Here is a 25,639-nt window from a genome sequence, read left to right as displayed (position 1 = left end):
TTAATTCGCTCCCTCTTCTTCGAGTTGTTCTAATCTACGCAGATACAGACGGGTAATCACCACCCCTGTAACAATAATAAGCAAGCCACCCCAAACAGCTAGGGGTAAACCGATAATTTCTAATGCGGCAATATCCTTAAAGGTGGCTGATGTCATCAAGGCCACCCCAAAGTAGAGCACAGTGTAAATAGCCAACAGGATAGACGCGAATTTGATTTTTGAACTATTCATTCACGCCTCCCGCTTTGTTTACAGGATTAATCATTTTATTTTCTCCTCGTTAAAAAACTGCAACTGGCAACTTATTGGGTAATGGATAGTTGCAGATGCGCTATATTATGTGTAGCGAAAACGAACTTCGCAATATTTTCGCCTTTCAGACACACAAAATATTTTAGGGCTTGCGCAAGGAATACTTGCGCTTAGCCCTAAAATTCATAACCCAACAGACTTGAACAACACTAAGCCTGTTGGAGCTGTTTTAAGATGGCTGGATCTTCCAAGGTTGACGTATCTTGGGTAATTTCTTCGCCTTTAGCAATGGTACGCAATAAACGACGCATAATTTTACCGGAACGGGTTTTAGGCAAGTTCGTGCCAAAGCGAATTTCATCCGGCTTAGCAATCGGACCAATTTCTTGCGCCACCCAATTACGCAGCTCGTTAACCATCGCATCGCGTTCTTCGCCAGCCGGTAAGTCCGAATTCAATACCACAAATGCAAATACTGACTCCCCTTTCACATCATGGGGTTTGCCGACCACTGCCGCTTCAGCAACCTTAGGGTGGGCGACCAATGCGGATTCAATTTCCATAGTGCCTAAACGATGACCTGACACATTTAACACATCATCAATACGGCCTAAAATCCAAATATAACCATCTTCATCTTTATGTGCGCTGTCGCCGACGACATAATACTGATTATTAAACTTGGCGAAGTAGGTATCAATATAGCGCTGATCATCACCCCAAACCGTTTGTAACATTGACGGCCAAGGTTTTCGAATCACTAAATAGCCGCCTGAGTTATTACCAATTTCATTGCCTTCTTCATCGACTACAATCGCATCGATGCCAGGTAATGGGCGCGTACAAGAGCCCGGTTTAAGTGGGGTTGCGCCTGGGAAAGGGGCAATCATGTGCGCACCAGTTTCAGTTTGCCACCAGGTATCAATAATCGGACACTCACCGCGACCAATCACTTCGTGATACCACATCCAAGCTTCCGGGTTAATTGGCTCGCCCACTGTACCTAAGATACGCAACTTGGACAGGTCGTACTGTGCTGGAATATCTTGACCAAACTTCATCAAGGCGCGAATCGCGGTCGGTGCGGTATAGAATACGGTAACGCCATGATCCTGACACACCTGCCAAAAACGCCCTGCATCAGGATAGGTCGGCACACCTTCAAACATTACAATGGTTGCGCCCATCGCTAACGGGCCGTAAGCAACATACGAGTGACCAGTAATCCAGCCCACATCAGCGGTACACCAGAACACATCTTGGTCACTTAAGTCGAACATCCATTCATTGGTTAACATTGCATTTAACAGATAACCGCCGCTGCCATGCTGCACCCCTTTTGGCGTGCCAGTCGATCCAGACGTGTACAACAAAAACAATGGGTGATCAGCCGGCAACATGACTGGGTCATGATAGTTACTCATGCCCGCTTCAGCGTCATGCCACCATATATCACGCCCTTCTTGCATAGCAACTTCTTGCTTGGTGCGCTGGTATACGATTACTTTTTTAACCGAATCACAACCTGTGCTTAACGCTTGATCTACTGCCGCTTTTAGCGGTATCGCCTTACCGCCACGTAAACCACCATCTGTGGTAATAACCATCTTCGCGCCAGCATTTTCAACACGATCTTTTAAAGACTCGGCAGAAAAACCACCAAACACCACCGAATGAATAGCACCCACGCGTGCACAAGCTTGCATCGCAATGACCGCCTGCGGAATCATCGGCATATAAATAATGACGCGATCGCCCTGTTTAATACCTTGTACTTTCAAGGTATTGGCAAAACGGCATACTTCGTCGTGCAATTCTTGATAGGTATAGTGATGCACATCACCTTGATCACCTTCAAAGATAATCGCCAACTTATCACTTTTCGAGTCCAAATGACGATCAATACAGTTATAGGAGACGTTCAATTCCCCATCAGTAAACCAACGATATAACGGCGCTTTTGAATCATCTAAAGCCTGAGTAAAAGGCTTATGCCAGCTCAATTTTTCTTTCGCTAAATCAGCCCAAAATCCGACATGATCTTGCTCAGCTTTGGCATACATAGCATTGAGCTTGTCTGGATTAATACCCGCTTGTTGTTTGATGGCAGCAGAGGGTTCAAAGACCCGTGTTTCTGTCAGAATTGACTCAATATTGTTCGACATCTTGCCTCCAATTAGGATCTTAACAAATTTTAATTGACGTTTTATTGCACGATATGACGCGTATTTTAGCGATTTTTTGACGCGCCTGCATACTATTGACACAGATAGGCTATAGCTTAATCGAGATATGACTCAAAAACGATCTAATTAGTCCGTTTTTTAACCACTTCAACTGACCAGGCCTGCTGATGCAATAACTCTAATAACGCATCATCTGGACGCACCAGTCTATTCGATTTAAGCTGCATACTGACCCGCGCGCCAGACTGCAAACGGTAACATTCCACCACCAGGGGCAACCCCTGTTCGTCGGGCTGCGCCCAATAAGGCAGCAGATGGTCAGCTAAATCCGTCACCTTGGCATTATCAAGATCTGCAACATCACAAAAAAGCTTAATGGCACGCGCCTCTTGCGCACGCATCTCCGCCAAGGTCACCAGTTGCTCGGCATCGAGCTTAATGCCACCATTAAAACTATCTTCTGATACCGCACCTTTAATCAACACGACTTCATCTACAGCAAGCCAGTCGCGTACCGCATCAAATACCGCCGGTCGGCATACCACTTCAAGCCTCGCGGTCCGGTCATCTAAAGTAATAAACGCCATCTTGTCGCCACTGCGGGTATTTTTAGTACGAATCGCGACCACCAGGCCTGCTACCCAACGTTTTTCATATTTATTCGGCGTCAATTTTGCCAGTGTTAAGCGCGCATAGTCGGCTAACTCTTGGCGATAGGCTTCAATCGGATGACCGGTTAAGTAGAGTCCAAGCGTGTCTTTTTCCCCTTGCAGTTTTTGCCGCTCAGGCATTTCAGCGACTTGAACCAAGCTAGCCGGTGGCGCTAAGTCTAAACTAGCATCACCAAACAAATCACTCTGTCCGGATTGCGCATTGGCTAAAAACTGATCCGCCTGGGTAAGCGCCATGGTCACCGATTCAAGCATGGCATGACGATTATCATGCAAACCATCAAATGCGCCGGCACGAATCAAGGCTTCTAACACCCGCCGGGTAATTTTCTTACCAGCGCGATTGGCAAAATCAAATAAATCGCTAAAAGGGCCATGGGCCTGCCGATCCGCCAACACCTGATCCAATGCCGCCTCGCCAACACCCTTAATCGCGCCTAAGCCATAAATAATGGTCTGCGCATCCGCTGCTTGAAAGCGAATCGCACAGCGATTAATGTCCGGTGGCAACAGGGTTAAGTTCATCGCATAACACTCATTAATCATGTGCACCACCTTATCGGTGTTGTCCATGTCAGAGGAGATTTGCGCGGCCATAAAATGCGCGGGGAAATGAGTTTTGAGCCACGCCGACTGATAAGACACCAAGGCATAGGCCGCTGAGTGAGATTTGTTAAAACCATAGCCGGCGAACTTTTCAACCAAATCGAAGATTTTCATCGCTAGCTGGCCATCGACGCCATTATCAATGGCACCCTGCTCAAACTTACCACGCTCTTTAGCCATTTCTTCGGGCTTTTTCTTACCCATGGCACGACGCAGCATATCGGCACCACCCAGCGTATAACCGGACAGCACCTGTGCAATCTGCATCACCTGCTCTTGATACAAAATAATGCCGTAAGTCGGCTCTAAAATCTCTTTTAAGCTTTCATGTTGATACTGCGCATCGGGATAAGACACCGCCTCTTTACCATGCTTACGCGCAATAAAGTTATCAACCATCCCCGATTCCAATGGACCGGGACGGAACAAGGCCACTAGGGCGATAATATCTTCAAAACAGTCTGGACGCAGGCGCCGAATAAGATCTTGCATCCCCGCTGATTCCAACTGAAATACCCCGGTGGTTTTACCGGTTTTGATCAGCTCAAATACCTTCGGATCATCCAGCGGAATGCGGTTAATATCAACAAAGCCTTCATCATCCGGCTGCTTGCCGGCATTAATGGCCTGCAACGCCCAGTCAATAATGGTCAGCGTTCGCAAGCCCAAAAAGTCGAACTTGACTAAGCCGATGGTTTCCACATCGTTTTTGTCTAATTGGGTGACGACCCCTCGACCATCGGCTTCAGAATAGAGCGGACAAAAGGTATCCAACGGGCGCGGACCGATGACCACCCCACCGGCGTGCTTGCCCACATTACGCACAGTGCCTTCTAATTTAAGCGCGTAATCCAACAGCGTTTTGACTTCTTCATCGTCACGATAACGCTGTTGTAAATCCTCTTCTTTTTCTAAGGCATCCTTGAGCTTAATGCCTAACTCGTTTGGAATCAGCTTGGCCACCCCATCGACCATACCATAGGGATGCCCAAGCACACGCCCCACATCACGCACCACCGCTTTAGCGGCCATGGTGCCATAGGTAATAATTTGCGATACATGATCCCGACCATAATGGCGTGACACATAATCAATCACCTCATCGCGTCGTTCCATACAAAAGTCAACGTCAAAGTCAGGCATCGAAACCCGCTCAGGGTTCAAAAATCGTTCAAATAGCAGGTCATATTGAATCGGATCTAAATCAGTAATTTTTAACGAATAAGCCACCAAGGAACCGGCACCCGAACCGCGTCCCGGTCCAACCGGGATTTGATGGTTTTTAGCCCATTGAATGAAGTCGGCGACGATTAAAAAGTAACCCGGGAAACCCATTTGCAAAATCGTGTTTAACTCAAAATCGAGGCGATCACGATACTCCTGCTGTTTGACGTTAAATTCATCCGCCGCTAAATGACCAAACAAAAATTCTAATCGCGCATCCAAGCCCAGATGACATTCCTGCCGAAAATATTCGTCCAGCGTCAACTCTGGCGGAATTGGAAAATCCGGTAAATAATAGGTGCCCAAAGCCAGACTAAAGTTACAGCGCTGCGCAATGAGCAAAGTATTGGTAATGGCTTGTGGTATGTCGGCAAATAAAGCCTGCATTTCAGCGCTGGATTTTAAATACTGCTCTTCGGAGTAGGTGCGCGGCCGGTTCGGGTCTTCAATCACATATCCGCCATTAATACAGCAGCGAATCTCATGGGCATCAAAATCGTCACGGGCTAAAAACCGCACATCATTAGTGGCCACTACCGGCCAGTGCCAAGTCTGCGCAAGCGGCAGCACCTGTTGAATAAATGCTTCTTCGCCGGGGCGTTGGGTGCGCACCAGTTCCAAATAAACGCGATTGGCAAAATGCGCCTGCCACCAGGCCTGCTGCTCGGTGGCGAGGGTTTTATTGTCTTTCGACAAGGCTTGGCCAATATTACTGCGCAAGCCTAACAACACAATTAAGCCCGCCTGGTGCTCGCTTAACCAGGCCTGCTCGACCAGTGGCAATTGATTGGCTTGATAAACTTGCTGATTGGTTAAATAGGCTTTCGAGATGAGTTTCGATAAATTAAGGTAGCCGGTGGCATCCTGACATAGCAGGGTAATGCTAAATACCTGGCCATCATGATGCACCCACAAATCAGCGCCTAAAATAGGCTTAATACCTTGACTGCGTGCGGCGCTATAAAACTTTAATAACGCAAACATATTGGATTGATCAGTCAAAGCCAGCGCGGGTTGCCCTTCTTCCTTGACCTTTGCCATCAGCGGTTTAATATGGAGTAAACTATCTCTGACTGAAAATTCAGAATGCAAATGCAAATGTACAAAGGTTGCTGGAGTATCAGCCATAACTGTTAATGTGAGCCAAAAGTATTGAAAATGGAACTCGCTATTCTAAAGAACTCGCTGGCTTTGTGCCAGCTAATTTCGGCAAGACCGCTATGAGCAAGCAATGGCGCAGTCTTGACACCCATCTACCCGCCTGGCTTGAAGACGGCATCGAACAGCCGTTTCCAGACAGCGCATTGGCATTTGACGACCCACCAGGCCTGCTCGCCCTCAGCTCAAGAATTACCGTTGATTTATTGCGCCAAGCCTATCCGCGTGGCATTTTTCCTTGGTCTGCCGATGACGAACCGGTGACCTGGTGGTCCCCTGAACCCCGCGCAGTACTCTACACCGCCGACATTAAAGTTCGTCGTAGCCTGCGCCAGGCCTGGCGACAGCAGCCTTGGCAAATCAGCTTTAATCAAGCTTTGCCCGCTGTCTTAAACCACTGTGCCAACTGCCCAAGACCAGGACAAGATGGCACTTGGCTGCGTCAAGACCTGCAAGCAGGCCTGCTAGCACTTCACCAACAAGGCCATGTGCACAGTGTGGAGGTTTGGTTAAGTGAGCAATTAGTCGGTGGATTATATGGCTTAAGTTTTGGGCAGATGTTTTTTGGCGAATCCATGTTTAGCCTCGTCCCCAATAGCTCAAAACTAGCCCTAGTCGCTTTGGCTAGCCATTTGCAACACTGGGGCTGGCCATTGATTGATTGTCAGGTCACCAGCGATCATTTAATGTCGATGGGCGCGGTTGAATTGAGCCGTGCAGACTTTGAACGGCAACTGAAGCAACAAATAGCCCTACCCGATCGGTCGCGCGCCGCTTGGCAGATTGATCCCACTCTACTAAACAAGGTCTTAGGAGGTGTTTAATGCGTGATTTGATTGGTGGCCGTCATGCGCGCCCCGTGCATTTAGCCTTATACAAGATTCGCTTCTACCCCAATGCGTTGGTGTCGATTAGTCATCGTATCAGTGGGTCGCTGCTCGCCATCTGCTTGATTTTCGGATTAATGCTATTAAACGCTGTGGCACTAGGGTGGATTAATACTTCAGACATCACCCAAAGTGTTCCTGGTAAGCTATTAATTTTATTAACACTTTCATCTTTACTATTTCACTGGTTAAGTGGCCTGCGCCATCTTATTATTGACTGGTGGCCTGCAAAGGATCATCAGGTTCCGCAGGCCTGGTTTAGCGGCTGGGCGGTCAGTTTAGTATTCTTTTTGTGGGCAGTCGGCACACTATTACTGGCGTTGGCCTTGTTTACTGGAGGATTTGTTGGAGGGCCTAGCTAATGCGTAACCTGGCTAAAATTTGGCCGAATGGCAAATGGAGTTATGCTTGGCAGCAACTCAGCGCCGTTTATTTACTGGTATTTTTGCCTTGGTTTGTTTGGACTATTTGGCCCGCACTGATGGGCTTAGATTATCAGCCTGCCCAACCAGGCCTGCTATGGCTGACCAGTTTAATTGCGCTGGCTTTGCTATTCATTCACAGCTGGATTGGACTGCGTGATGTGGTGATAGACTATTGTCCTGCTCGCCATTTGCCTATGGCGATCAGAGCCCTTAGCCTAGTATTCATGTTGATGATATTCAATATCACCCTGCTGCTGACGCGCTGGCTGCTTTTGTAACACCTGGATTTGGACTAGGCTAGAACCTAACTTGGACTTCACAATGACTGATAATACAAACACGGGACACAATACTCCGGCACATCCAACCAATTCGTCGCTGACCACTCACCAGTTTGACGTGCTGATTGTGGGTGCCGGTGGTGCGGGCCTGCGGGCCGCGCTGGAATTGCAACGCGCTGGCAAACAGGTCGCACTGGTGTCCAAAGTGTATCCAACTCGCTCCCACACGGTGGCCGCACAAGGCGGCATTAATGCCGCGCTGGGCAATATCAGTGAGGATAATTGGCATTGGCACATGTTTGACACTGTCAAAGGCAGTGACTATCTGGGCGATCAAGATGCGATTGAATTTATGTGTCAGCAAGCGCCGCGCATCGTGCGCGAACTCGAACATTTTGGCGTGCCCTTTTCACGACTGGATGATGGCAAGATTTACCAACGCCCCTTTGGCGGCCAAAGTCAGCATTTTGGTCAAAGCCAAGCGACCCGAACCTGTGCAGTCGCCGATCGCACCGGCCATGCTATTTTGCACACCCTCTATCAACAAAACCTCGCCGCGGGCACGCAAACATTTAGCGAGTTTTTTAGTCTGGATTTACTGATCGAAGACCAACAAGTAACCGGTTTGGTTGCGCTAGAAATAGCGACCGGCCAATTGCATCAGTTTAACGCCAATGCGGTGCTATTAGCCACCGGGGGTGCGGGCCAAATTTATCGCACCAACACCAATGCCAGCATTAACACTGGCGATGGCTTAGCTATGGTGTTACGCGCAGGCCTGCCACTGATGGACATGGAGTTTTGGCAATTTCATCCCACCGGTGTGGCCGGACGCGGCATGCTGATATCCGAGGCGGCACGCGGTGAAGGCGGCTTGCTTCGCAATAGCCTAGGCGAAGCCTTTATGGTCAACTATGCGCCCAAGGTGAAAGACCTGGCCTCTCGAGATGTGGTGTCGCGGGCAATTGCAACTGAAATTCATCATGGACGTGGTTGCGGCCCCAACAAAGACTACATTGAACTGGATTTAACCCACCTCGATGCCGAGTTGATTAAACAGAAGCTCCCCGGTATTCGAGACATTAGCCTCACCTTTACCGGTATAGACCCAATCGAGCAACCAATTCCAATTCACCCTTCTTGCCACTATATGATGGGCGGTATCCCCACCAATATTCATGGTCAAGTGATGACTCAAACCAACGGCGAAAACTATCCGGTCGCAGGCCTCTATGCAATTGGCGAGTGTGCCTGTGTATCCGTACATGGTGCGAATCGTTTAGGCGGCAACTCACTTCTTGATATTGTAGTGTTTGGTAAAGCGGCCGCCGATCATATTTTAAGCAGGCCTGCTGAAGTATGCACCACTAAAACACCCGCGCCTAAGGCAATCAACCCAGCGCTGTTAAAACGCATGCAGGCTTTTCAAGCGAGCCGCGACACTGAAATCCCCAACGACGCCAACAATGACGACTCAGTTGTCAGCTTTAAACGCGATTTACAGCAGATGATGCAACGTCATTGTGGCGTGTTCCGTGATCAGGCCACCCTTGCCGCCGCTAAACCCATGCTCGAACAACTGGCACAGCGCTTAAAAACATTGCGCGTCCAAGATCCGGCGCAGGGATTTAATCTAGAGCGTATTCAGGCGTTTGAATGCGAAAACCTGCTTGCCGTTGCTTGGGCCACGCTTGAAAGCGCGCTCGCTCGTACTGAAAGTCGGGGCGCCCATGCCCGCGATGATTATCCCGAGCGCGATGACCAGGCCTGGTTAGTGCATCTGCTGTTTTTTATGCAACCGCATATCACGCTAAAGCAAAAACCGGTACAAATGCAACCCAAAACCGTGGCACCCTTTCCACCGATTAAACGGGTTTACTAGGGTCGGATTAAGAGGAGAACGGCATGCTTTTTAACATTCAACGCTATCAGCCAGAGGCCGCATCAGCCCAACAAGTTGGAGCGCAGAACGCAACCTATTGGCAAGAGATGACCCTTGATGATGCGCTGGTTAAACCTGGCATGATGCTTCTGGATGCCCTAAAACTGCTACGCGAACAAGACCCGACGTTAAGTTTTCGCAGCTCTTGTCAAGAAGGTGTCTGTGGCTCAGATGCGATGCAAGTTAATGGGCGCAATCGTCTGAGTTGTATCACGCCTTTAGCCGAACTCAGCCAACCTATTGAGCTGATGCCGGTGCCTGGTTTGCCGATTCTGCGCGACTTAATTGTCGATATGACGCTGTTTTTTGACCGCTATGCCCAAGCCAATCCAACGCTTAATGCCGGCAAATTTAACCCAGACCAAGAACACCTACAAAGTCCCGCCGACCGAGCCAAACTCGATGGCTTATACGAATGTATTTTATGTGCCTGCTGCAGTACCAGTTGCCCATCATTTTGGTGGCACCCCGACCAGTTTTTAGGTCCAGCTGCGCTACTTGCTGCCGAACGGGTGGTGATTGACTCTCGTGACATTCAGCCAAAACAGCGCTTAGAGGCGCTTAGTGACCCTTATCAGTTGCATCGATGCCGGGGCATTCAACAATGTACCACCAGCTGTCCAAAAGGCCTTGACCCAAGTCGAGCGATTCGACAACTTAAGCACCAGCAATGGACTCAATCTTGATAAACAGCCATCACAGCGACCAGTGGCGACAATTGGCCATAGCCGCACGGCGTGGCAATGCCGAATCCGAACAATTGCTCGCCCCCTTTATCGCCCAACTCGCCCAAGATGGCCGCTTATTAAGCCAGTATGGCCAAGCCTTAGCAGGCCTGCTTAACAGTGAGGAACAAGACTTGCTGATTTGGTTACTTGACCCTGACCTTGCCCCATCAGAATGGCTAGCCTTACTCAAGCAAATTCGCCTTAGTTATCAACAGGATTTAATTGCACAACAATAGTGTACGCAGCAATTTTAACTATGCTATAATTCGCGACAATTTTAGCCAGGATAAGAAAACGGTTTTATGTCAAAGCAAGATGTGATTGAATTTGAAGGTACCGTGTTAGAAACACTACCGAATACCATGTTTAAAGTGCAGTTGGAAAACGGCCACGAAATTTTAGCCCACATTTCTGGGCGTATGCGCAAAAACTATATTCGTATTTTAGCCGGCGATAAAGTCAAGGTAGAACTCACCCCTTATGACTTAACCAAAGGCCGCATTACCTATCGCGGTAAATAATTCGCTGCCCAATCACAAACGCCACCGCATAGTGGCGTTCGTCGCTAATCGATACCTGCCAATCATCAATCGCTAATTTTTCAGCGCGCACTGCTGCTTCGCCACTCAAAGCCACCCCTGGCTTACCTAAACGATCATGCGTTAGCATCAACTGTTTAAAACTAATCCCCTGTGCGATGCCCGTGCCCAAAGCTTTTGCCAGCGCCTCTTTAAGCGCCCAACGTTTGGCTAAAAACTTAACCTGCTGCGCAGGATGGCTTAAGCAGGCCTGGTAATCTGCCCATTCCGCTTCAGCGAGTAAGCGTTTGGCAAACGCCTCACCTTGACGCGCAATGACCTGCTCGATACGCGCCAATTCGACTAAATCAGTGCCTATGCCAATAATCACAGGCTAGCACGCGCCTCACGCATTAAGCGCTTCATTTCACGAACCGCTTCAGGCAAACCACTAAAAATGGCTTGTGCCACAATCGCATGACCAATATTCAGCTCTTCAATACAAGCAATCTGCGCAATCGGTTCGACATTGTGGTAATGCAAACCGTGACCGGCATTCACCACCAAGCCTAAACTATGCGCAAACTCTGCCGCCGCACGAATTCGAGCCAGTTCTTGATTACGCTCGGCAATCGTCGGTAAGTCAGCATAACGACCAGTATGTAGTTCAATTACCGGCGCGCCGACCGCTTTCGCCGCGCGAATTTGGGTTTCATCGGCATCAATAAACAAGGACACACGACAGCCCGCTGCCGCCAAACGACTACAGGCTTGGGTTAACCAGGCCTGCTGACCCGCTACATCTAAACCCCCTTCAGTGGTCAATTCTTCGCGTTTTTCAGGCACTAGGCACACATCTTCCGGCTGAACATCGCACGCAATGGCCAACATTTCCTCAGTAACCGCCATCTCTAAATTCATCTTGGTTTGCAAACAGGCTTTTAGACGATACACATCTTCATCCTGAATATGACGACGGTCTTCGCGCAAATGCAATGTAATACTATCCGCACCGGCCATTTCAGCGTCTAATGCCGCTTTAATCGGGTCAGGATAACGCGTGCCACGGGCCTGACGAAGCGTGGCGACATGGTCAATATTTAAACCTAAAAAGATTGGATTCGAAATCGGATTCATGATAATGCATCCTTTGCATGAGTTAATGATGCTTGTAATAAATGCCGTGTCCCTAGCGGACGACCAGCAAGATAAAGATTCAAATGGGCTCGAAAAAACCGTTTTAGCGGCACCAGCGCTTGTTGCTTGTCAGTCCAATCCTGTCCATCGACTAATGCCAACAAAGCATAACCGGGCAGATCCCAGACCTCAGCTTCATGGTCAGCATAAACGGGTAATCCCTGCGGTCTCAGCCGATAGATTGCGGCTGGATCAATCGGCGCCGCGGCGACAAACCCTGCAGCCTGTTCTGCCAACCAGGCCTGCAAAGGATAGCCTAATTCCTGTAATAAGTGCAGCTCAAAATGGCGCAATAATCCGGCCTGCTGTTGGCGCTTTGTTGTAAGATCCCCAGTTAACTGACTTAATGCCTGCAAGGTTTGAATATATGCCACAAATAGGGTTTCACAAGGCTGAGCCAAAGGCAAACATAGATATAACAGCTCGTTTAAATACAGACCACAGAGATTGGCCTCACCTTCTAGCCAATGGATTTGACCATAAGCTTCTAAATGATTCGGCATCAGCCAGTCTTGATTGGCTGGACTGGCTTGCCACGCCACTTGCAAGGGTTGAAAAGGTTGTAACCAGGCCTGCTTTTGTCGCGCAGCTTTCGAGGCTTGACGCACCCCCCGAAAAGTCGCAAATCGCTTGCCCTGCTGTGGCATCAACAAGGTGACCTGAACACTGGTCTCCTTGTAAGGCCGACTATGCAGAACATAAGCAGGCTGCTGAATAACACTCACAACACATGCTCACAAATCGGTATAACCTAAACTGGCTAATGCCCGGTCATCATCAGACCAGTTTTGCTTCACCTTCACCCAGAGTTCCAAATGAACACGTTTTTCAAGCTGCGCCACCATATCCATCCGCGCTTGGCGGCCCATTTCTTTAATCCGCACGCCTTTGTCGCCAATCACAATACGTTTTTGGCCCTCACGCTCAACCAATATCAATGCACTGACCAACCAGCGATCCTGCTCGGTGTCCATTTCAAACTGCTCAATCGCCACCGTAACGCCATAAGGCACTTCTTCACCCAATGAACGCATCAGTTTTTCACGGACAATTTCTGCCAGCAAAAACTTGGTGGAACGATCGGTAATATAATCCTCTGGAAAAATCGCTGGCTGTTCAGGCAAGCGTGCCAGCACTTCTTTGCTGATAATCTCAAGGCCACTTTTTTTATAGGCCGATACCGGAATCAACGTATCAAATTTGACCGCTTCACCTAACATTTGCAAATAAGGCAACATATCGGCCCTGCGCTTAATCTTATCAATTTTATTCACCAATAAAATCACCGGCACATCCGCCTCTGCAAGCTGTTGTGCAACGGCACGATCCTCACGGGTAAATTTAGGCGCTTCAACTACAAATAAAATCACATCCACGCCGCTAAACGCACTGCGCGCAGCGCGATTCATATAGCGATTAATCGATTTTTCGCCATCAAGGTGTAAACCGGGCGTATCCACATACACAATTTGATGATCAGGTGCGGTAAAGATGCCGTGAATCCGGTGACGGGTGGTTTGGGGTTTGGCCGAGGTAATACTTAACTTTTGACCCAACAACTCATTCATCAAGGTAGATTTACCGACATTGGGGCGTCCAACGACCGCAGCAAAACCGGCTTTAAAGGCTGTACTCATACTTGTCCTAGGGCTTCGAGCGCAATTTCAGCGGCTTTTTGTTCCGCTTTTCGTCGACTGGTATCCGTCGCTTCAAATTTGGTATTTAGCGGCGCAACATAACAGGCCACGGTAAACACCTGAGCATGTGCAGCACCGTTGACACTAATAATACTATAGTCTGGCAAAGGGTGTTGCTGGGCTTGCAACAACTCCTGCAAGCGTGTTTTCGGATCTTTGCCGACTTTTTGCGGGTCTAGGCTATGAAGACTTTTTTCATAAAGTGATTCAACAAAGCTTCGACACGCCTGTAAACCGCCATCTTGATAAATAGCCGCAATAATAGCTTCTAAAGCATCAGCTAAAATAGATTCACGACGATAGCCGCCGCTTTTCAGCTCACCCGGGCCAAGAATCAACATCTCGCTTAAAGCCAATTTCTTAGCTAACTTAGCCAGTGTTTCACCTTTAACTAGATGGGCGCGAATTCGACTTAAATCGCCTTCTGGCAACGTATTAAATTGCTCAAATAACAAATCTGCGACCATGAAATTTACCAAGCTATCGCCCAGAAACTCTAAGCGCTCATTATTTTTTGCACCGGCACTACGATGGGTTAAGGCAAGCTCTAACCAGGATTCATCTTGGAACACATAACCTAAGCGTGCCGATAACTCGCGCAACTTAAATTGGCGTTCAGCTTGTCCCGCCATTATTCAATCCCTCGCCCAATTCGACCCCATTGTAGACCTTGATCCCAATTCATCCAAATGGCAAAAGCGCGCCCTTTTAAATACTCCTCAGACACCAAGCCCCAGCTACGACTATCGGCACTATGATCACGGTTATCACCGATAGCAAAGTAATAGCCCTCTGGTATCACCACATCATAAATATTCACCGCACGGCGATCCGGATCAATTAATAGTTCATAACTGCGCCCATCCGGCAGGGTTTCACGAAGATGCCGTGCACCGGTCATCACAGAACCAGAGTTTAAGCCAATATAGCGGCCAATCGCTTCTTGCGCTAAGGGCTCACCATTCAAATACAACACTTTATCAATATATGAAATGCGATCACCGGGCACACCAATAATACGCTTAATATAGTCAACATTTGGATCAAGTGGGTAACGGAACACCGCGACATCGCCTCGCTCTGGATCGCCTAATGGAATGATACGGCTTTGCAACACAGGCATCCGCACACCATAGGAATATTTATTCACCACGATAAAATCGCCAATCTCCAATGTGGGATACATCGAACCTGATGGAATTCGGAAGGGTTCGATAATAAACGAACGTAACACCAACACAATCAAAAACACCGGAAATAACGAACGGGCATATTCAATGAGTACCGGCACGTTCTGCGTCACGGCGGATTGATCGCGCTTTTTCTTCCATACCATGCGGTCGATTAATACCAATACCCCGGTAATCACCGTCGCCAGGACTAAAATCAATTCAAAATTCATTATTTGTCACCGCCTCCGGTATTGAGTACCGCCATAAAGGCCTCTTGCGGTAAATCAATGCGACCAATGGTCTTCATACGTTTTTTCCCTTCTTTTTGCTTCTCTAGCAATTTCTTTTTCCGCGACACATCGCCACCATAACACTTTGCCAACACGTTTTTGCGCATGGCTTTCACGTTAGTGCGCCCAATTACTTTGCCGCCAATCGCTGCTTGAATCGCCACCTCAAACATCTGACGCGGAATAATATCTTTCAATTTTTCAATCATTTCTTTACCGCGCGTCACCGCCATCGAACGGTGGGTAATCACCGCCAAGGCATCGACCGGTTCACCGTTAATAAGGAAATCAACCTTAACCAAATCATCGGCCTGAAAACGCTTAAACTCATAATCCATCGACGCATAACCGCGGGTGTTAGACTTAAGGCGATCAAAGAAGTCCAACACCACCTCACTCAACGGCAGCTCAAAACTAATTGAAATTTGATTACCTGCATAGCTCATCGCTTTTTGCACGCCACGTTTATCAATACACAACTTCATCACCGCACCAATGTAATCTTGGGGCACTAGAATATTGGCAAGAATAATCGGTTCACGAATTTCAGCAATAGTGCCCACATCCGGCAGTTCAGACGGGTTATCAATTCTTAATACGTCATCTTTTTTGGTCAACAATTCATAAACCACCGTCGGCGCGGTGCTAATTAAATCGAGATTATATTCACGTTCTAAACGCTCTTGGATAATCTCCATGTGTAACATGCCCAAAAACCCGCAACGAAAACCAAAACCTAAGGCCTCGGAGGTTTCAGGCTCAAAATTAAGTGCCGCATCATTCAAGCGCAGCTTGCGCAAGGCTTCACGTAGATTTTCATAATCTTCGGAACTAATCGGAAACAAGCCCGCAAAAACCCTCGGCTGGACGGGTTTAAAACCAGGCAAACGTTCAGCAACCGGATTTTTCGCTTCGGTTAAGGTATCCCCAACCGGTGCGCCATCAATATCTTTAATCCCGGCGATGACATAACCCACCTCACCGGCGCCTAAAAAATCCTGCGGGCTGCGTTTTGGGGTAAAAATACCAACATCAGTGACTTCATAATCTTCACCGGTAGACATCACGCGCATTTTGGTTTTCTTGCCGATCTTGCCATCAATCACGCGCACTAACGACACTACACCAAGATAATTATCAAACCAAGAATCAATAATCAAGGCTTTTAAAGGGGCCTCCAAATCGCCTATTGGGGCTGGAACTTTTTTAACCAATTCCTCTAGGGTTTCCACAATCCCTATACCCGATTTGGCACTGGCCGCAACCGCCTCAGAGGCATCAATCCCAACAATTTCTTCAATCTCCAGTTTAACCCGATCAGGCTCCGCTGCGGGTAAGTCAATTTTATTTAACACCGGAATAACTTCTAAGCCCTGCTCAATCGCGGTATAACAATTAGCGACTGTTTGCGCTTCTACACCTTGTGATGCATCGACCACCAACAACGCCCCTTCGCAGGCCGCCAAAGAGCGTGATACTTCATAAGAAAAATCAACATGGCCGGGCGTGTCGATGAAATTAAGCTGGTAGGTTTCACCGTTTTGTGCTTGGTACAACAAGGTCACACTTTGCGCCTTGATTGTAATGCCGCGTTCTCGCTCAATGTCCATCGAATCAAGAACCTGCTTCTCCATTTCACGTTCGGATAAACCACCGCAATGTTGAATAAAGCGATCGGCAATTGTCGATTTGCCATGATCTATATGAGCAATAATCGAAAAATTACGAATGTGAGATAAGGGTTGCGACATGCGGACTCCAAACAAAAACTCAATAAAAAAGGGTGCGATTGCACCCTTACTTGACCAAACCTGCTATAAGCAGGCCTGGCAAACCGGTTAAATTGGCATTATTTTACGCTAATTTAACCTAATGCACCAGCTAGGCTTGCCGCCAAACTAGTCTATAGTTAAAGCTATAAAATTAGAGCGTCCATTGCGAATCACGCGCAGTGGCACCGATTGTCCGGCAGGAACGGCTTGTAACACCTTATCGACATCCTCTATGCTGCGTAACGGTTGAAAATTAATACTCACCAAAATGTCGCCACGCAACAAACCACTGCGGCTGGCCAGGCCCTCACGCACCTGCTCAATCTCAACCCCAAACTGGATGTTTAACTCGCTAAGTTGCTCTTCATCTACTTGACGAAGCATTACATTCAACACCTCACTCGACATTGCAGGCGTGCGACTGCTGCGGCCCCACGCCGTTTCATCCAATGGGGCTAACTGCGTGCGAATGATGATCTCTTCACCTTGACGCAGAATCAAAATCTCCGACTCTTGACTAATGGGCGCAATCCCTACCGCTGGTGGTAAGTCTGTTGATTTTTCTATCAATGTATCATTAAATTTTAAAATAATATCGCCTGACTGAATACCTGCGCGTTCTGCGGGTGAGTCAGCAAAGGCTTGCGCAACTAATGCACCACGTGGCGAATCCATATTAAATGAGCGTGCTAAATCACTGGTGACTTCTTGCACTTGCACACCCAAATAACCTCGCGCCACCTCACCGGTTTCACGCAGCTGCTCCACCACATTCATGGCAATTTCAATCGGGATTGCAAAAGACAGCCCCATAAAACCACCACTACGAGTAAAGATTTGCGCATTAATGCCGACCACCTCACCATTTAGGTTAATCAAAGGTCCGCCGGAGTTACCCGGGTTAATCGCCACGTCGGTTTGAATAAAGGGCACATAACTGTCATCCGGTAAATTACGCCCTTTGGCACTGACAATTCCTTTAGTTACCGTGTAATCTAATCCAAATGGCGCCCCTATCGCGAGCACCCACTCACCAACACGCAGGTTGTCAGCGCTGCCAATTTGAACAGTTGGCAAATCTTGGGCGTCAACGCGCAACAATGCAACATCTGTGCGTGAATCACTACCAATGAGCTCGGCTTCATATTCTTTACGGTCGCTCAAACGCACAACAATCTTATCCGCACCATCAATAACATGGTGATTGGTTAGAATGTAACCATCTTGGCTAATAATAAAACCTGAACCGACCGACTGCGCTCGGCGCTCTGGACCACGGCGCGGCTGGGATTCTTGGCGCGGATCTAAGCCAAAAAAGTGGCGTAAAAACTCTTCAGGCATGCCTCTAAACTGAGGGGGCACCTGGCCATGCGGCTGCCCATTACGACGTTCTGTCCGCGTTGTTGAGATATTTACTACCGCCTGATGGTTCTGCTCTACCAACTGAGTAAAATCTGGAAAGGATGCTGGAGCTTGCGCCAACGATTTGACAGGCATCAACATCGGGAAGGCAATGCAACTTAAAAGTAACAGCTGTTTAATTGTTCGATTCATACATCCTCTCAGATCCATTTTGTCTATCTTGGGTTGCTAAAACTCGGTGAATCACCGGCATTGTGGGTTGATGATACTTGGATATACCCCACCAGGCCAAGCCTAAGCCTAGCAGGCTCCCTAAAATTATCACAAACTCACCCGCGCTCGGCCACAACCAACTGGCCAATAACCCCGCCGCCAAAAATGCCAACAGTGGCGCGCCATAGGCTAAAAAAGCCTGCCACACTAGCCGATTACCCGCTAAGCGTAATTCGACTTGCTGTCCAACCACCAGGCCTGGTATGGCCGCGACCCGCACATCCTGCTGAGTTGATTGGGCAAGCCAACGCGATAAGGTACCTGTGCTACAACTGCCTTGCGATTGACACGAATGACAGCCCGACTCGCGCCGAGTTTGCACCCATGCCCAATCACCTTCAATACGTATCACTTGGCCGTGAGCCGTTAAGTCTTCAGTCATAAGTTATAAATAGTGCATCAAGTTAAAAATTCAAGCTTCTATGCTACCATATTGGCAAAATCAAATCGGTGAGGCATTTTTTGAATACAGACATTCTGATTATTGGCAGTGGTATTGCCGGGCTGTCGCTGGCGCTGAAACTAGCCCAGCATTATCGCGTCACCGTCCTCGCTAAATCGAGCCTTAATGAAGGCAGCTCCCAATATGCCCAAGGTGGCATTGCAGCGGTACTCGACCCCTTTGATAGTGTTGACGCCCATGTGCAAGATACCCTAATTGCCGGTGCCGGTTTATGTGAAGAACCCGCCGTCCGATTTGTTGCTAAACATGCGCATCAGGCGATTCAAGAACTAATTCAAATGGGCGTCCCTTTTAGTCCGGCACTACAACCCGATAGCAGCTTTCCTTTTCATCTCACCCAAGAAGGCGGTCATAGCTATCGACGCATTATCCATGCTGCCGACCATACCGGCCAAAGCGTTATCGACACCCTCATCCAAACTGTTCACAACACGCCCAATATCACTCTACTGCCTAACCACATGACGGTAGATTTATTACTGGATCGCCAACGCCAAGAATGTATTGGTGCCTATGTATTAGACAAGGCCGCGGGACAAATTTTTCCGCTCAAAGCTGCTGTGACCGTACTCGCCACCGGTGGCGCCTCCAAAGCCTATCTTTACACCAGCAATCCCGATACCTCAACCGGTGATGGCATCGCCATGGCATGGCGTGCGGGCTGTCGCGTGGGCAACATGGAGTTTAACCAGTTTCACCCTACTTGTTTATACCACCCGCAAGACCGCTCGTTTTTAATTTCTGAAGCGGTGCGGGGTGAAGGCGGTCGGCTAGTATTAGCCAATGGCGAGGCCTTTATGCATAAATACCATCCTGATGGTGAATTGGCACCGCGTGATGTGGTGGCCCGCGCGATTGACCAAGAAATGAAAACCCGTGGTATTGATTGTGTGTATTTAGATATTAGCCATAAACCCGCCGAGTTTTTGCAAAATCATTTTCCTACCATTTATCAACGTTGTTTAAAAGTGGGCATTGATATGACCCAACAGCCCATCCCAGTGGTGCCGGCTGCACATTACACTTGCGGTGGTGTGGTCACCAATCTACGAGGTCAAACAGATCTAGCCAGGTTATACGCCATAGGTGAAACCGCCTATACCGGTTTGCATGGTGCCAACCGCCTAGCGAGCAATTCATTGTTAGAAGGCTTAGTCTTTGCAGAAGCTGCTCGTCAAGATATTTTAAGCAAACCCCTGACTCAGCCGCTCAAAGACCCTAAGCCTTGGGATACCAGTAAAGTCAGCCGTGCCAAAGAGCGTATCTTAGTGACCCATGACTGGGATGAGGTCAGACGGGTGATGTGGGATTATGTCGGTATTGTGCGCACTAACAGCCGACTCGCGCGCGCATTAAGTCGTATTAATACATTAGAAGCCGAGGTCGAAGAGTTTTATCGCCATCATTTGCTGGATGTCGATACCCTTGAATTACGCAACTTAACCCTGGTAGCTAAGTTAATGGTACGTTCGGCACAAGCTCGGCAAGAAAGTCGCGGTTTACACTACAACCTCGACTATCCGGATATGCTAGCAGACAGCCGCGCCACGATTTTGTCACCCTTGGCGCCCTAGATCAGTGTAAAACTAGGTCAGTCAAAACTGACTATTGACCAGGTTTGGGTGATGATGTCGGTGAGCGTGGCGAATGCCTGCCCTTCTTTGATGCCTAGTCGTTTCCATTCGTCGGTCAGTTCTTTACGAATTTCAATACTTTTTAGGCGTTGGTTGTTTTCATAAGTTTTAATGTTGAGTTTATAGGGTCGAATTCGACCCCTTCAAAGCCTAGCTTATTAATGCCATCACAAGCAGCGCCTCACTGTCACCGAGAGGCCGTGCACCTTCAGTCATCGCAAGCAGTGCCCCACGTCATCGCGAGGCTGAAAGCCGTGGCGATCTGGTTCGGGCTCGCGAGCGCAGCGTGGCGATCTAGCTCATCAGGGTGCGGCAAATCACCATAGACCTCATCCGACGAGATATGATGAAAACGAAAATCGGCTTTTTTATCCACAGCCAGCTTAAATCAATAAACACGTGACTGCTCCAGCAAGTTATAGGTGCCGACAATATTGGTTTGAATAAAATCAGCCGGCCCGGCAATCGAACGGTCAACATGCGATTCAGCTGCCAAATGCATCACAATATCTGGCTGATGCTGATCAAACACGCGCTTAAGCTCTAAAGCATCGCAAATATCAAATTTTTCAAATACATAACGCGGATTATTTTCAACCGATGTAAGCGATGCTAGATGACCCGCATAAGTCAGTTTATCGACATTAACGACTGAATAATCTGTGTCGTTGATAATATGGCGCACCAATGCACTGCCAATAAAACCAGCACCACCTGTAATTAAAAATTCAAGTCTTGAATTGTGTTCGTTATGCAACCTAAATACCTTTTTTACCCAGCACTACGCCCACGGTGCGAATCAGCGTTTCAATTTCCAGCCAAATACTCCAGTTTTTTATGTAGTACAAATCATACATGAGCTTTTGGCGCGCATCTTCCACACAACAACCGTAGGGATACATCACTTGCGCCCAACCAGAAATTCCTGGCGCAACAAGATGGCGTTCGTTGTAAAAAGGAATATCTTTTTCTAACTCATCTGTAAACACCTTTCGCTCAGGTCGTGGCCCCACAAAATGAATATCACCTTTTAAAACATTCCATAACTGTGGCAATTCATCAATTCGAGTTTTTCGCATTAGGGCACCAAACGAATAGGCGCGTGGATCGTCTTGTTCTGCAAATTTAGCGCCGTTTTTTTCAGCATCAAGATGCATCGACCTAAACTTATACAAGGTAAACTCCTTGCCGCCACGACCTACTCGTTGCTGACTAAAAATCACCGGGCCTGGCGATTCCTTACGAATGCGCCAAACAGCATACAGCATCACAGGCCAAACGAGTGCCAACAAACTCAACGCTGCCACAATATCAATGACACGTTTAATCAAATATTGGCTAGTCGAATAGGCTGTTATTTGCTCAAGATAGGCTAAATCTGTTGACTCATAGTTAATAAAACATTTCCGCAACAAACCTTCCATAAACTGCTCAAACTTAACCAGTTTCACCCCGGCTAAATCGGCACGAGTTAATTGTTTAATCCAGGCCTGTTGTTCTTTTTTAGCAAGTACATCGGTTACCTGTCCTTGTTCAGGCAAAACGACATAGTCAGGCTTAAACTCATCCAACGTTATATCGAACTTTGAAGGATGATCTAAAAACAACCATTGAAAGTTTTGTGCATTTAACCTAGCTTTTTCAAACTCAGTGAAGTTATAGACTGATAAAAACAGCACTCTAACAGGGCTTACCTGACGAACATAACACAGATGGTTAATGGCCATACGCAAGGTTAACAATATAAAAGGGGTGATAAATGCCCAAATTAATATCACCTTGCGTCCAAACTCATGAGTTGCCAAGACGATAAACGCAATGACCAATAGCGCAATTAAAATAAAACCCCAAACCTGAAACACCAGCTTTAGCTTTTGTGCCAGAGTGCGACTCGCGTAACGACTATAGCCATTCGCTAAACTACTGCCCAACACCATCGCCAGGCCTGCTAACAACCCCAACCAAAAATAAGCTTCTTTCCAAGCGGCATCAGCAAAAACATAATGCACAAAAAACAATAATATTAATGGCGTTAGTAAATCAGACAATGCAAAATAAGCCAACATTTTGCGCGAAGAATAGCGAATAATACGCTGCATAGACAAGCCTAAAACCCAAGAAAAAATATTAGCTAATTATAACACCAACCCGCCGTCATCGCGATAGATTGCTGGACGTCATCGCGAGGCCGAAGGCCGTGGCGATCTCCTTCAGGCGTACTCGGCTAGAGATTGCTTCACTTCGTTCGCAATGACACTCACACGTTCAAGCGACCCGATATACCCTGCCCCGCCTGTCACTAAAACTTGACTCATCATCCAACCCACATTACCCAAAAACAAAAATGCCGGACTCAATCCGGCACATTTGATTTCATCACCAAAAACCTCACCCGTCCTGCATTAAACACTTTGGACTGGCTACACTCCTTCGTACACAAAGACACGTTAAAATGTGACGTAACAATGTGAACGGAAGCAAATTATGAGACAACAAAAACGCTATGACGACCAACTCATTCGGCACAAAAACGGTCTTCTCTTCTAATATTGCAAGCGCTTGTGCAAATAACGCATCATTATCAGCCAATAAATAGCGCAATATAATGTTCGTATCACAATAATTCATGCCTTGTCATCCGCAACGGCCTGCCAAGCAACCTGCTTTTCTGTATCCATAAGCTCAGGTTTTGCATACTTTGAAAGCGCACCCGCAATACTTGCTGATCCATTATTTAGACCAACGCCATCTTCTGTAACAATAAATACTTTGACATGCTTATTTAGTACACGCGCATAATCTTTAAACTCAATAAAAGGGCTGGTAATATCGGTTTCAAAGGCTTCTACATACATTTTAAACACCCCCATAACACAAATTGGACTATCATTTTACCCGAAAACAACGACTTAACACCAATTCAAGGTCATCGCAATAGATTGCTTCACTGCGTTCGCAATGACCTTTTGTTGACCGTCATAGCGAGCACCAATCCACCGTCATCGCGAGGCCGAAGGCCGTGGCGATCTCTAGATTGCTTCGCTACGCTCGCAATGACGTTGCTCAATGCCAATTCTGCTTTCCAGCCTAACACATCATAAGCATAACTCGGGTCGGCATAACATTACGCATCTAATATTTTGGTTTTTGCTTGTAATGCATCAGGTCAATTATTTGAATTTCGTCTCTGGATTTAACGAGTCTAAAAATGACCGAATAAGGAAATCGATTAACTAAGCAACGTCGAGTACGCTTTGATAAAAGCGTCCAAGCTTCAGGATGGGCTTTAATACGAGAAACAGCCGCAACAAACTCTTGCACAAACTCATAACCTAGCCCGCCCATCTGCGCGTTATAGTAGTTACGCGCGTCCAACAACGAAGAACGAGCTTGCTCTGTAACGACAACTTTCACCGATTAAGCTCGCCCAACACAGATTCCAAACTGTAAAGCTTTGCTCCGGCATCTATCTCGTCGCATATCTGTTCCGCATGATTTGCCCATGCTTGATCATGCTCAGCCGAATGCGGAGCATTAAAACTCCCCAACAATAAATCCATAAGTCGCACCCTATCAACAGGAGAAAGATGCAACGCCTCTTTAAAAACAATATCCGCTTGCATAATTAAACCCATCCAATACACAACAAGACTCTATTTTAGACCGAATAATTCAAAACTTAAAATTCAACATTCAAAATTACCGATACCCATTCGGATTTTTCGACTGCCAGCGCCAAGCGTCTTCACACATGCGCTCGATGCCCAACTCCGCTTTCCAGCCCAATACTTCAAACGCATAATCCGGGTCGGCATAACACTGCGCCACATCCAAAACAAAAACGCCCAAACTTTCAAGCCTGAGCTTTTTCATAAAACACCTTACCCACACGCTGGATATGTTCAACCAAACTGGTATTTTCCAAGTGCGCAAACAAAGACAAATCCATTTTATAAGGCAACAACACATCATCCAATTCACTCTCAAGCTGTGTGAATGTCTGCCAATCCAAATCACCGATAATCGTCAGATCAATATCTGAATTAGGGCGAAAGTTCCCTTTAGCGCGTGAACCATACAAAATCACTCGTTGAATATCTGGATACTGAGCAAAAACAGAATTTAGCCTTGCGTAATCAGCTGAACTTCATCCAGAACTATTACACATCGTCCGTACCCAAGGAGCTATCCACTAACCCTTCAAACTTAACCTCAAACTCTAAAATAAAAAATGCCGGACTCAATCCGGCACAAATCGATATTAAGCCATTAAAAATCAAGCATGATTTGGAACATTAACCTGCCGTGCAAGTTTCAAAAGCTCTCGCAACGCGTTATTAACTGCCGCATTATTAGGGAAAGCGGCGGCCACATCAGGCTCTACAATCACCACATTTGACGCTTGTCGCAAACGCTCAGCATACTTGCCAACCTCCGCACTATCAAACAACGCAGGGTCATATTCATCTTTCATGTCATCATCGATATTGCTCATACTTCCTCCGCTCATCTTTAGTTGCCTGTCTTGCACTTATGATACGAATGAATTTTCCTCAACTTCTGTATGCACCACAAGTAATACATTCATCGCCGCTGATAAACCCAATGTTAAAAAACGTGACTCACCAACAGACGAAAATGGATCCAAAACAGTACGTGAAAGATCATCGTAAAAAACACTGCTTGCCTCTTCAAAAGAAACGCCATGTTTCTGAAGATTTACTTTGGCCTTATTCTCATCCCAGTCAAAAATCACGCTTTCATCCAATTATTTTCAAATTAGTATACACCCAGATATTAAAAGGGACTAGATTAACTTGGCATCGCAAACACACGAATGACACCTGGCAAACTAATTCAAAACGAAGCATTCGCCCCACCAGGAAGTGCCCTTGGGGTGC

The 25,639-nt window shown here is 47.3% G+C and carries 29 protein-coding genes; 8 read left to right on the top strand and 21 right to left on the bottom strand.

Translation table 11 applies throughout. The features are described from left to right. From BM293_RS00885 to dnaE, 3 genes are all read right to left on the bottom strand, one after another. Complete coding sequence (locus BM293_RS00885; RefSeq protein WP_093446140.1) at positions 1-231, bottom strand: DUF485 domain-containing protein; 231 nt, start codon at positions 229-231, stop codon at positions 1-3. Positions 232-461: 230 nt separating this feature from the next. Further along, entirely contained in the window at positions 462-2,417 is a 1,956-nt protein-coding gene (acs, locus tag BM293_RS00880) for an acetate--CoA ligase (protein ID WP_093446139.1), read from the bottom strand. A 143-nt stretch (positions 2,418-2,560) separates the two neighbouring features. Continuing rightward, the gene (gene dnaE, locus BM293_RS00875) at positions 2,561-6,067 is read right to left on the bottom strand and encodes a DNA polymerase III subunit alpha (RefSeq protein WP_093446137.1); all 3,507 of its coding nucleotides are present in this window, start codon (positions 6,065-6,067) and stop codon (positions 2,561-2,563) included. A 92-nt stretch (positions 6,068-6,159) separates the two neighbouring features. Here dnaE and aat point away from each other — a divergent pair, with 92 nt between their 5' ends. The 7 genes from aat (at position 6,160) to infA (ending at position 10,881) form a co-directional block, all read left to right on the top strand. Beyond that, positions 6,160-6,921 carry a leucyl/phenylalanyl-tRNA--protein transferase gene (gene aat / locus BM293_RS00870; RefSeq protein ID WP_093446136.1) on the top strand — a complete coding sequence of 254 codons (762 nt, stop codon included), beginning with the start codon at positions 6,160-6,162 and terminating at the stop codon, positions 6,919-6,921. After that, complete coding sequence (sdhC, locus tag BM293_RS00865; protein WP_093446134.1) at positions 6,921-7,346, top strand: succinate dehydrogenase, cytochrome b556 subunit; 426 nt, start codon at positions 6,921-6,923, stop codon at positions 7,344-7,346. The genes aat and sdhC overlap by 1 nt, the downstream gene beginning before the upstream one ends. Next, entirely contained in the window at positions 7,346-7,687 is a 342-nt protein-coding gene (locus tag BM293_RS00860) for a succinate dehydrogenase/fumarate reductase transmembrane subunit (RefSeq protein WP_093446133.1), read from the top strand. The genes sdhC and BM293_RS00860 overlap by 1 nt, the downstream gene beginning before the upstream one ends. 43 nt (positions 7,688-7,730) lie before the next feature. After that, on the top strand, positions 7,731-9,572 hold the full coding sequence (gene sdhA / locus BM293_RS00855; protein ID WP_234968848.1) for a succinate dehydrogenase flavoprotein subunit: 1,842 nt from the start codon (positions 7,731-7,733) through the stop codon (positions 9,570-9,572). 23 nt (positions 9,573-9,595) lie between these two features. Further along, complete coding sequence (locus tag BM293_RS00850; protein WP_093446131.1) at positions 9,596-10,318, top strand: succinate dehydrogenase iron-sulfur subunit; 723 nt, start codon at positions 9,596-9,598, stop codon at positions 10,316-10,318. Continuing rightward, positions 10,303-10,596: an Sdh5/SDHAF2/SdhE family assembly factor gene (locus tag BM293_RS00845; protein WP_093446130.1), complete on the top strand. Its 294-nt coding sequence runs from the start codon at positions 10,303-10,305 to the stop codon at positions 10,594-10,596. Before BM293_RS00850 ends, BM293_RS00845 begins: the two co-directional genes overlap by 16 nt. Positions 10,597-10,662: 66 nt before the next feature. Then, positions 10,663-10,881 carry a translation initiation factor IF-1 gene (gene infA / locus BM293_RS00840; protein ID WP_006459050.1) on the top strand — a complete coding sequence of 73 codons (219 nt, stop codon included), beginning with the start codon at positions 10,663-10,665 and terminating at the stop codon, positions 10,879-10,881. On the opposite strand, the gene acpS is transcribed toward infA, so the two are convergent. The 9 genes from acpS to BM293_RS00795 form a co-directional block, all read right to left on the bottom strand. Continuing rightward, positions 10,862-11,269 (bottom strand): holo-ACP synthase, encoded by a 408-nt coding sequence (gene acpS, locus BM293_RS00835; RefSeq protein ID WP_093446128.1) that lies wholly within the window; start codon positions 11,267-11,269, stop codon positions 10,862-10,864. The two genes, infA and acpS, sit on opposite strands and share 20 nt — an antisense overlap. Continuing rightward, a complete protein-coding gene (gene pdxJ / locus BM293_RS00830) occupies positions 11,266-12,015 on the bottom strand; it encodes a pyridoxine 5'-phosphate synthase (protein ID WP_093446127.1) in 750 nt (249 codons plus the stop codon). The genes acpS and pdxJ overlap by 4 nt, the downstream gene beginning before the upstream one ends. Further along, positions 12,012-12,800, bottom strand: a complete 789-nt coding sequence (locus tag BM293_RS00825; RefSeq protein WP_093446125.1) for a DNA repair protein RecO — start codon at positions 12,798-12,800, stop codon at positions 12,012-12,014. The genes pdxJ and BM293_RS00825 overlap by 4 nt, the downstream gene beginning before the upstream one ends. A gap of 9 nt (positions 12,801-12,809) precedes the next feature. After that, positions 12,810-13,712 carry a GTPase Era gene (gene era, locus BM293_RS00820; RefSeq protein WP_093446124.1) on the bottom strand — a complete coding sequence of 301 codons (903 nt, stop codon included), beginning with the start codon at positions 13,710-13,712 and terminating at the stop codon, positions 12,810-12,812. After that, the gene (gene rnc / locus BM293_RS00815; protein ID WP_093446122.1) at positions 13,709-14,404 is read right to left on the bottom strand and encodes a ribonuclease III; all 696 of its coding nucleotides are present in this window, start codon (positions 14,402-14,404) and stop codon (positions 13,709-13,711) included. The genes era and rnc overlap by 4 nt, the downstream gene beginning before the upstream one ends. Then, complete coding sequence (gene lepB, locus BM293_RS00810) at positions 14,404-15,174, bottom strand: signal peptidase I (protein ID WP_093446121.1); 771 nt, start codon at positions 15,172-15,174, stop codon at positions 14,404-14,406. Before lepB ends, rnc begins: the two co-directional genes overlap by 1 nt. Continuing rightward, a complete protein-coding gene (gene lepA / locus BM293_RS00805; RefSeq protein ID WP_093446119.1) occupies positions 15,174-16,985 on the bottom strand; it encodes a translation elongation factor 4 in 1,812 nt (603 codons plus the stop codon). Before lepA ends, lepB begins: the two co-directional genes overlap by 1 nt. A gap of 147 nt (positions 16,986-17,132) precedes the next feature. Then, positions 17,133-18,560 (bottom strand): DegQ family serine endoprotease, encoded by a 1,428-nt coding sequence (locus BM293_RS00800; protein WP_093446118.1) that lies wholly within the window; start codon positions 18,558-18,560, stop codon positions 17,133-17,135. Further along, positions 18,544-19,023 (bottom strand): SoxR reducing system RseC family protein, encoded by a 480-nt coding sequence (locus tag BM293_RS00795; protein ID WP_093446116.1) that lies wholly within the window; start codon positions 19,021-19,023, stop codon positions 18,544-18,546. Before BM293_RS00795 ends, BM293_RS00800 begins: the two co-directional genes overlap by 17 nt. An 80-nt stretch (positions 19,024-19,103) precedes the next feature. Between BM293_RS00795 and nadB the strand changes: the two genes are divergently transcribed. Further along, complete coding sequence (gene nadB, locus BM293_RS00790; protein ID WP_093446115.1) at positions 19,104-20,678, top strand: L-aspartate oxidase; 1,575 nt, start codon at positions 19,104-19,106, stop codon at positions 20,676-20,678. Between the two features lie 448 nt (positions 20,679-21,126). On the opposite strand, the gene BM293_RS00785 is transcribed toward nadB, so the two are convergent. The 9 genes from BM293_RS00785 to BM293_RS00750 form a co-directional block, all read right to left on the bottom strand. Then, positions 21,127-21,495 (bottom strand): GDP-mannose 4,6-dehydratase, encoded by a 369-nt coding sequence (locus BM293_RS00785; protein ID WP_369793677.1) that lies wholly within the window; start codon positions 21,493-21,495, stop codon positions 21,127-21,129. A 1-nt stretch (position 21,496) separates the two neighbouring features. Beyond that, positions 21,497-22,837, bottom strand: coding sequence for an exopolysaccharide biosynthesis polyprenyl glycosylphosphotransferase (locus tag BM293_RS00780; protein ID WP_093446113.1), 1,341 nt, complete (start codon positions 22,835-22,837; stop codon positions 21,497-21,499). 525 nt (positions 22,838-23,362) lie between these two features. Continuing rightward, positions 23,363-23,593, bottom strand: a complete 231-nt coding sequence (locus BM293_RS00775; RefSeq protein WP_093446112.1) for a hypothetical protein — start codon at positions 23,591-23,593, stop codon at positions 23,363-23,365. A gap of 277 nt (positions 23,594-23,870) precedes the next feature. Continuing rightward, complete coding sequence (locus BM293_RS00770; RefSeq protein ID WP_093446110.1) at positions 23,871-24,152, bottom strand: type II toxin-antitoxin system RelE/ParE family toxin; 282 nt, start codon at positions 24,150-24,152, stop codon at positions 23,871-23,873. Continuing rightward, entirely contained in the window at positions 24,149-24,373 is a 225-nt protein-coding gene (locus BM293_RS00765; RefSeq protein WP_234968847.1) for an addiction module protein, read from the bottom strand. Before BM293_RS00765 ends, BM293_RS00770 begins: the two co-directional genes overlap by 4 nt. Before the next feature lie 64 nt (positions 24,374-24,437). Further along, positions 24,438-24,611, bottom strand: a complete 174-nt coding sequence (locus tag BM293_RS10140) for a hypothetical protein (protein ID WP_234968846.1) — start codon at positions 24,609-24,611, stop codon at positions 24,438-24,440. Further along, on the bottom strand, positions 24,592-24,834 hold the full coding sequence (locus tag BM293_RS00760) for a nucleotidyltransferase domain-containing protein (protein WP_093446107.1): 243 nt from the start codon (positions 24,832-24,834) through the stop codon (positions 24,592-24,594). The genes BM293_RS10140 and BM293_RS00760 overlap by 20 nt, the downstream gene beginning before the upstream one ends. Positions 24,835-25,014: 180 nt before the next feature. Next, positions 25,015-25,233 (bottom strand): hypothetical protein, encoded by a 219-nt coding sequence (locus tag BM293_RS00755; protein ID WP_093446106.1) that lies wholly within the window; start codon positions 25,231-25,233, stop codon positions 25,015-25,017. Between the two features lie 36 nt (positions 25,234-25,269). Then, complete coding sequence (locus BM293_RS00750; protein WP_234968844.1) at positions 25,270-25,494, bottom strand: BrnT family toxin; 225 nt, start codon at positions 25,492-25,494, stop codon at positions 25,270-25,272. Between the last annotated feature and the right edge of the window lie 145 nt (positions 25,495-25,639).

The organism is Thiomicrospira sp. ALE5 (assembly GCF_900112445.1).
In the GTDB taxonomy this organism is placed as follows: domain Bacteria; phylum Pseudomonadota; class Gammaproteobacteria; order Thiomicrospirales; family Thiomicrospiraceae; genus Thiomicrospira.
The sequence above is the reverse complement of the archived record's forward strand: the minus strand, read 5'-3'. Positions and strand labels throughout refer to the sequence as shown.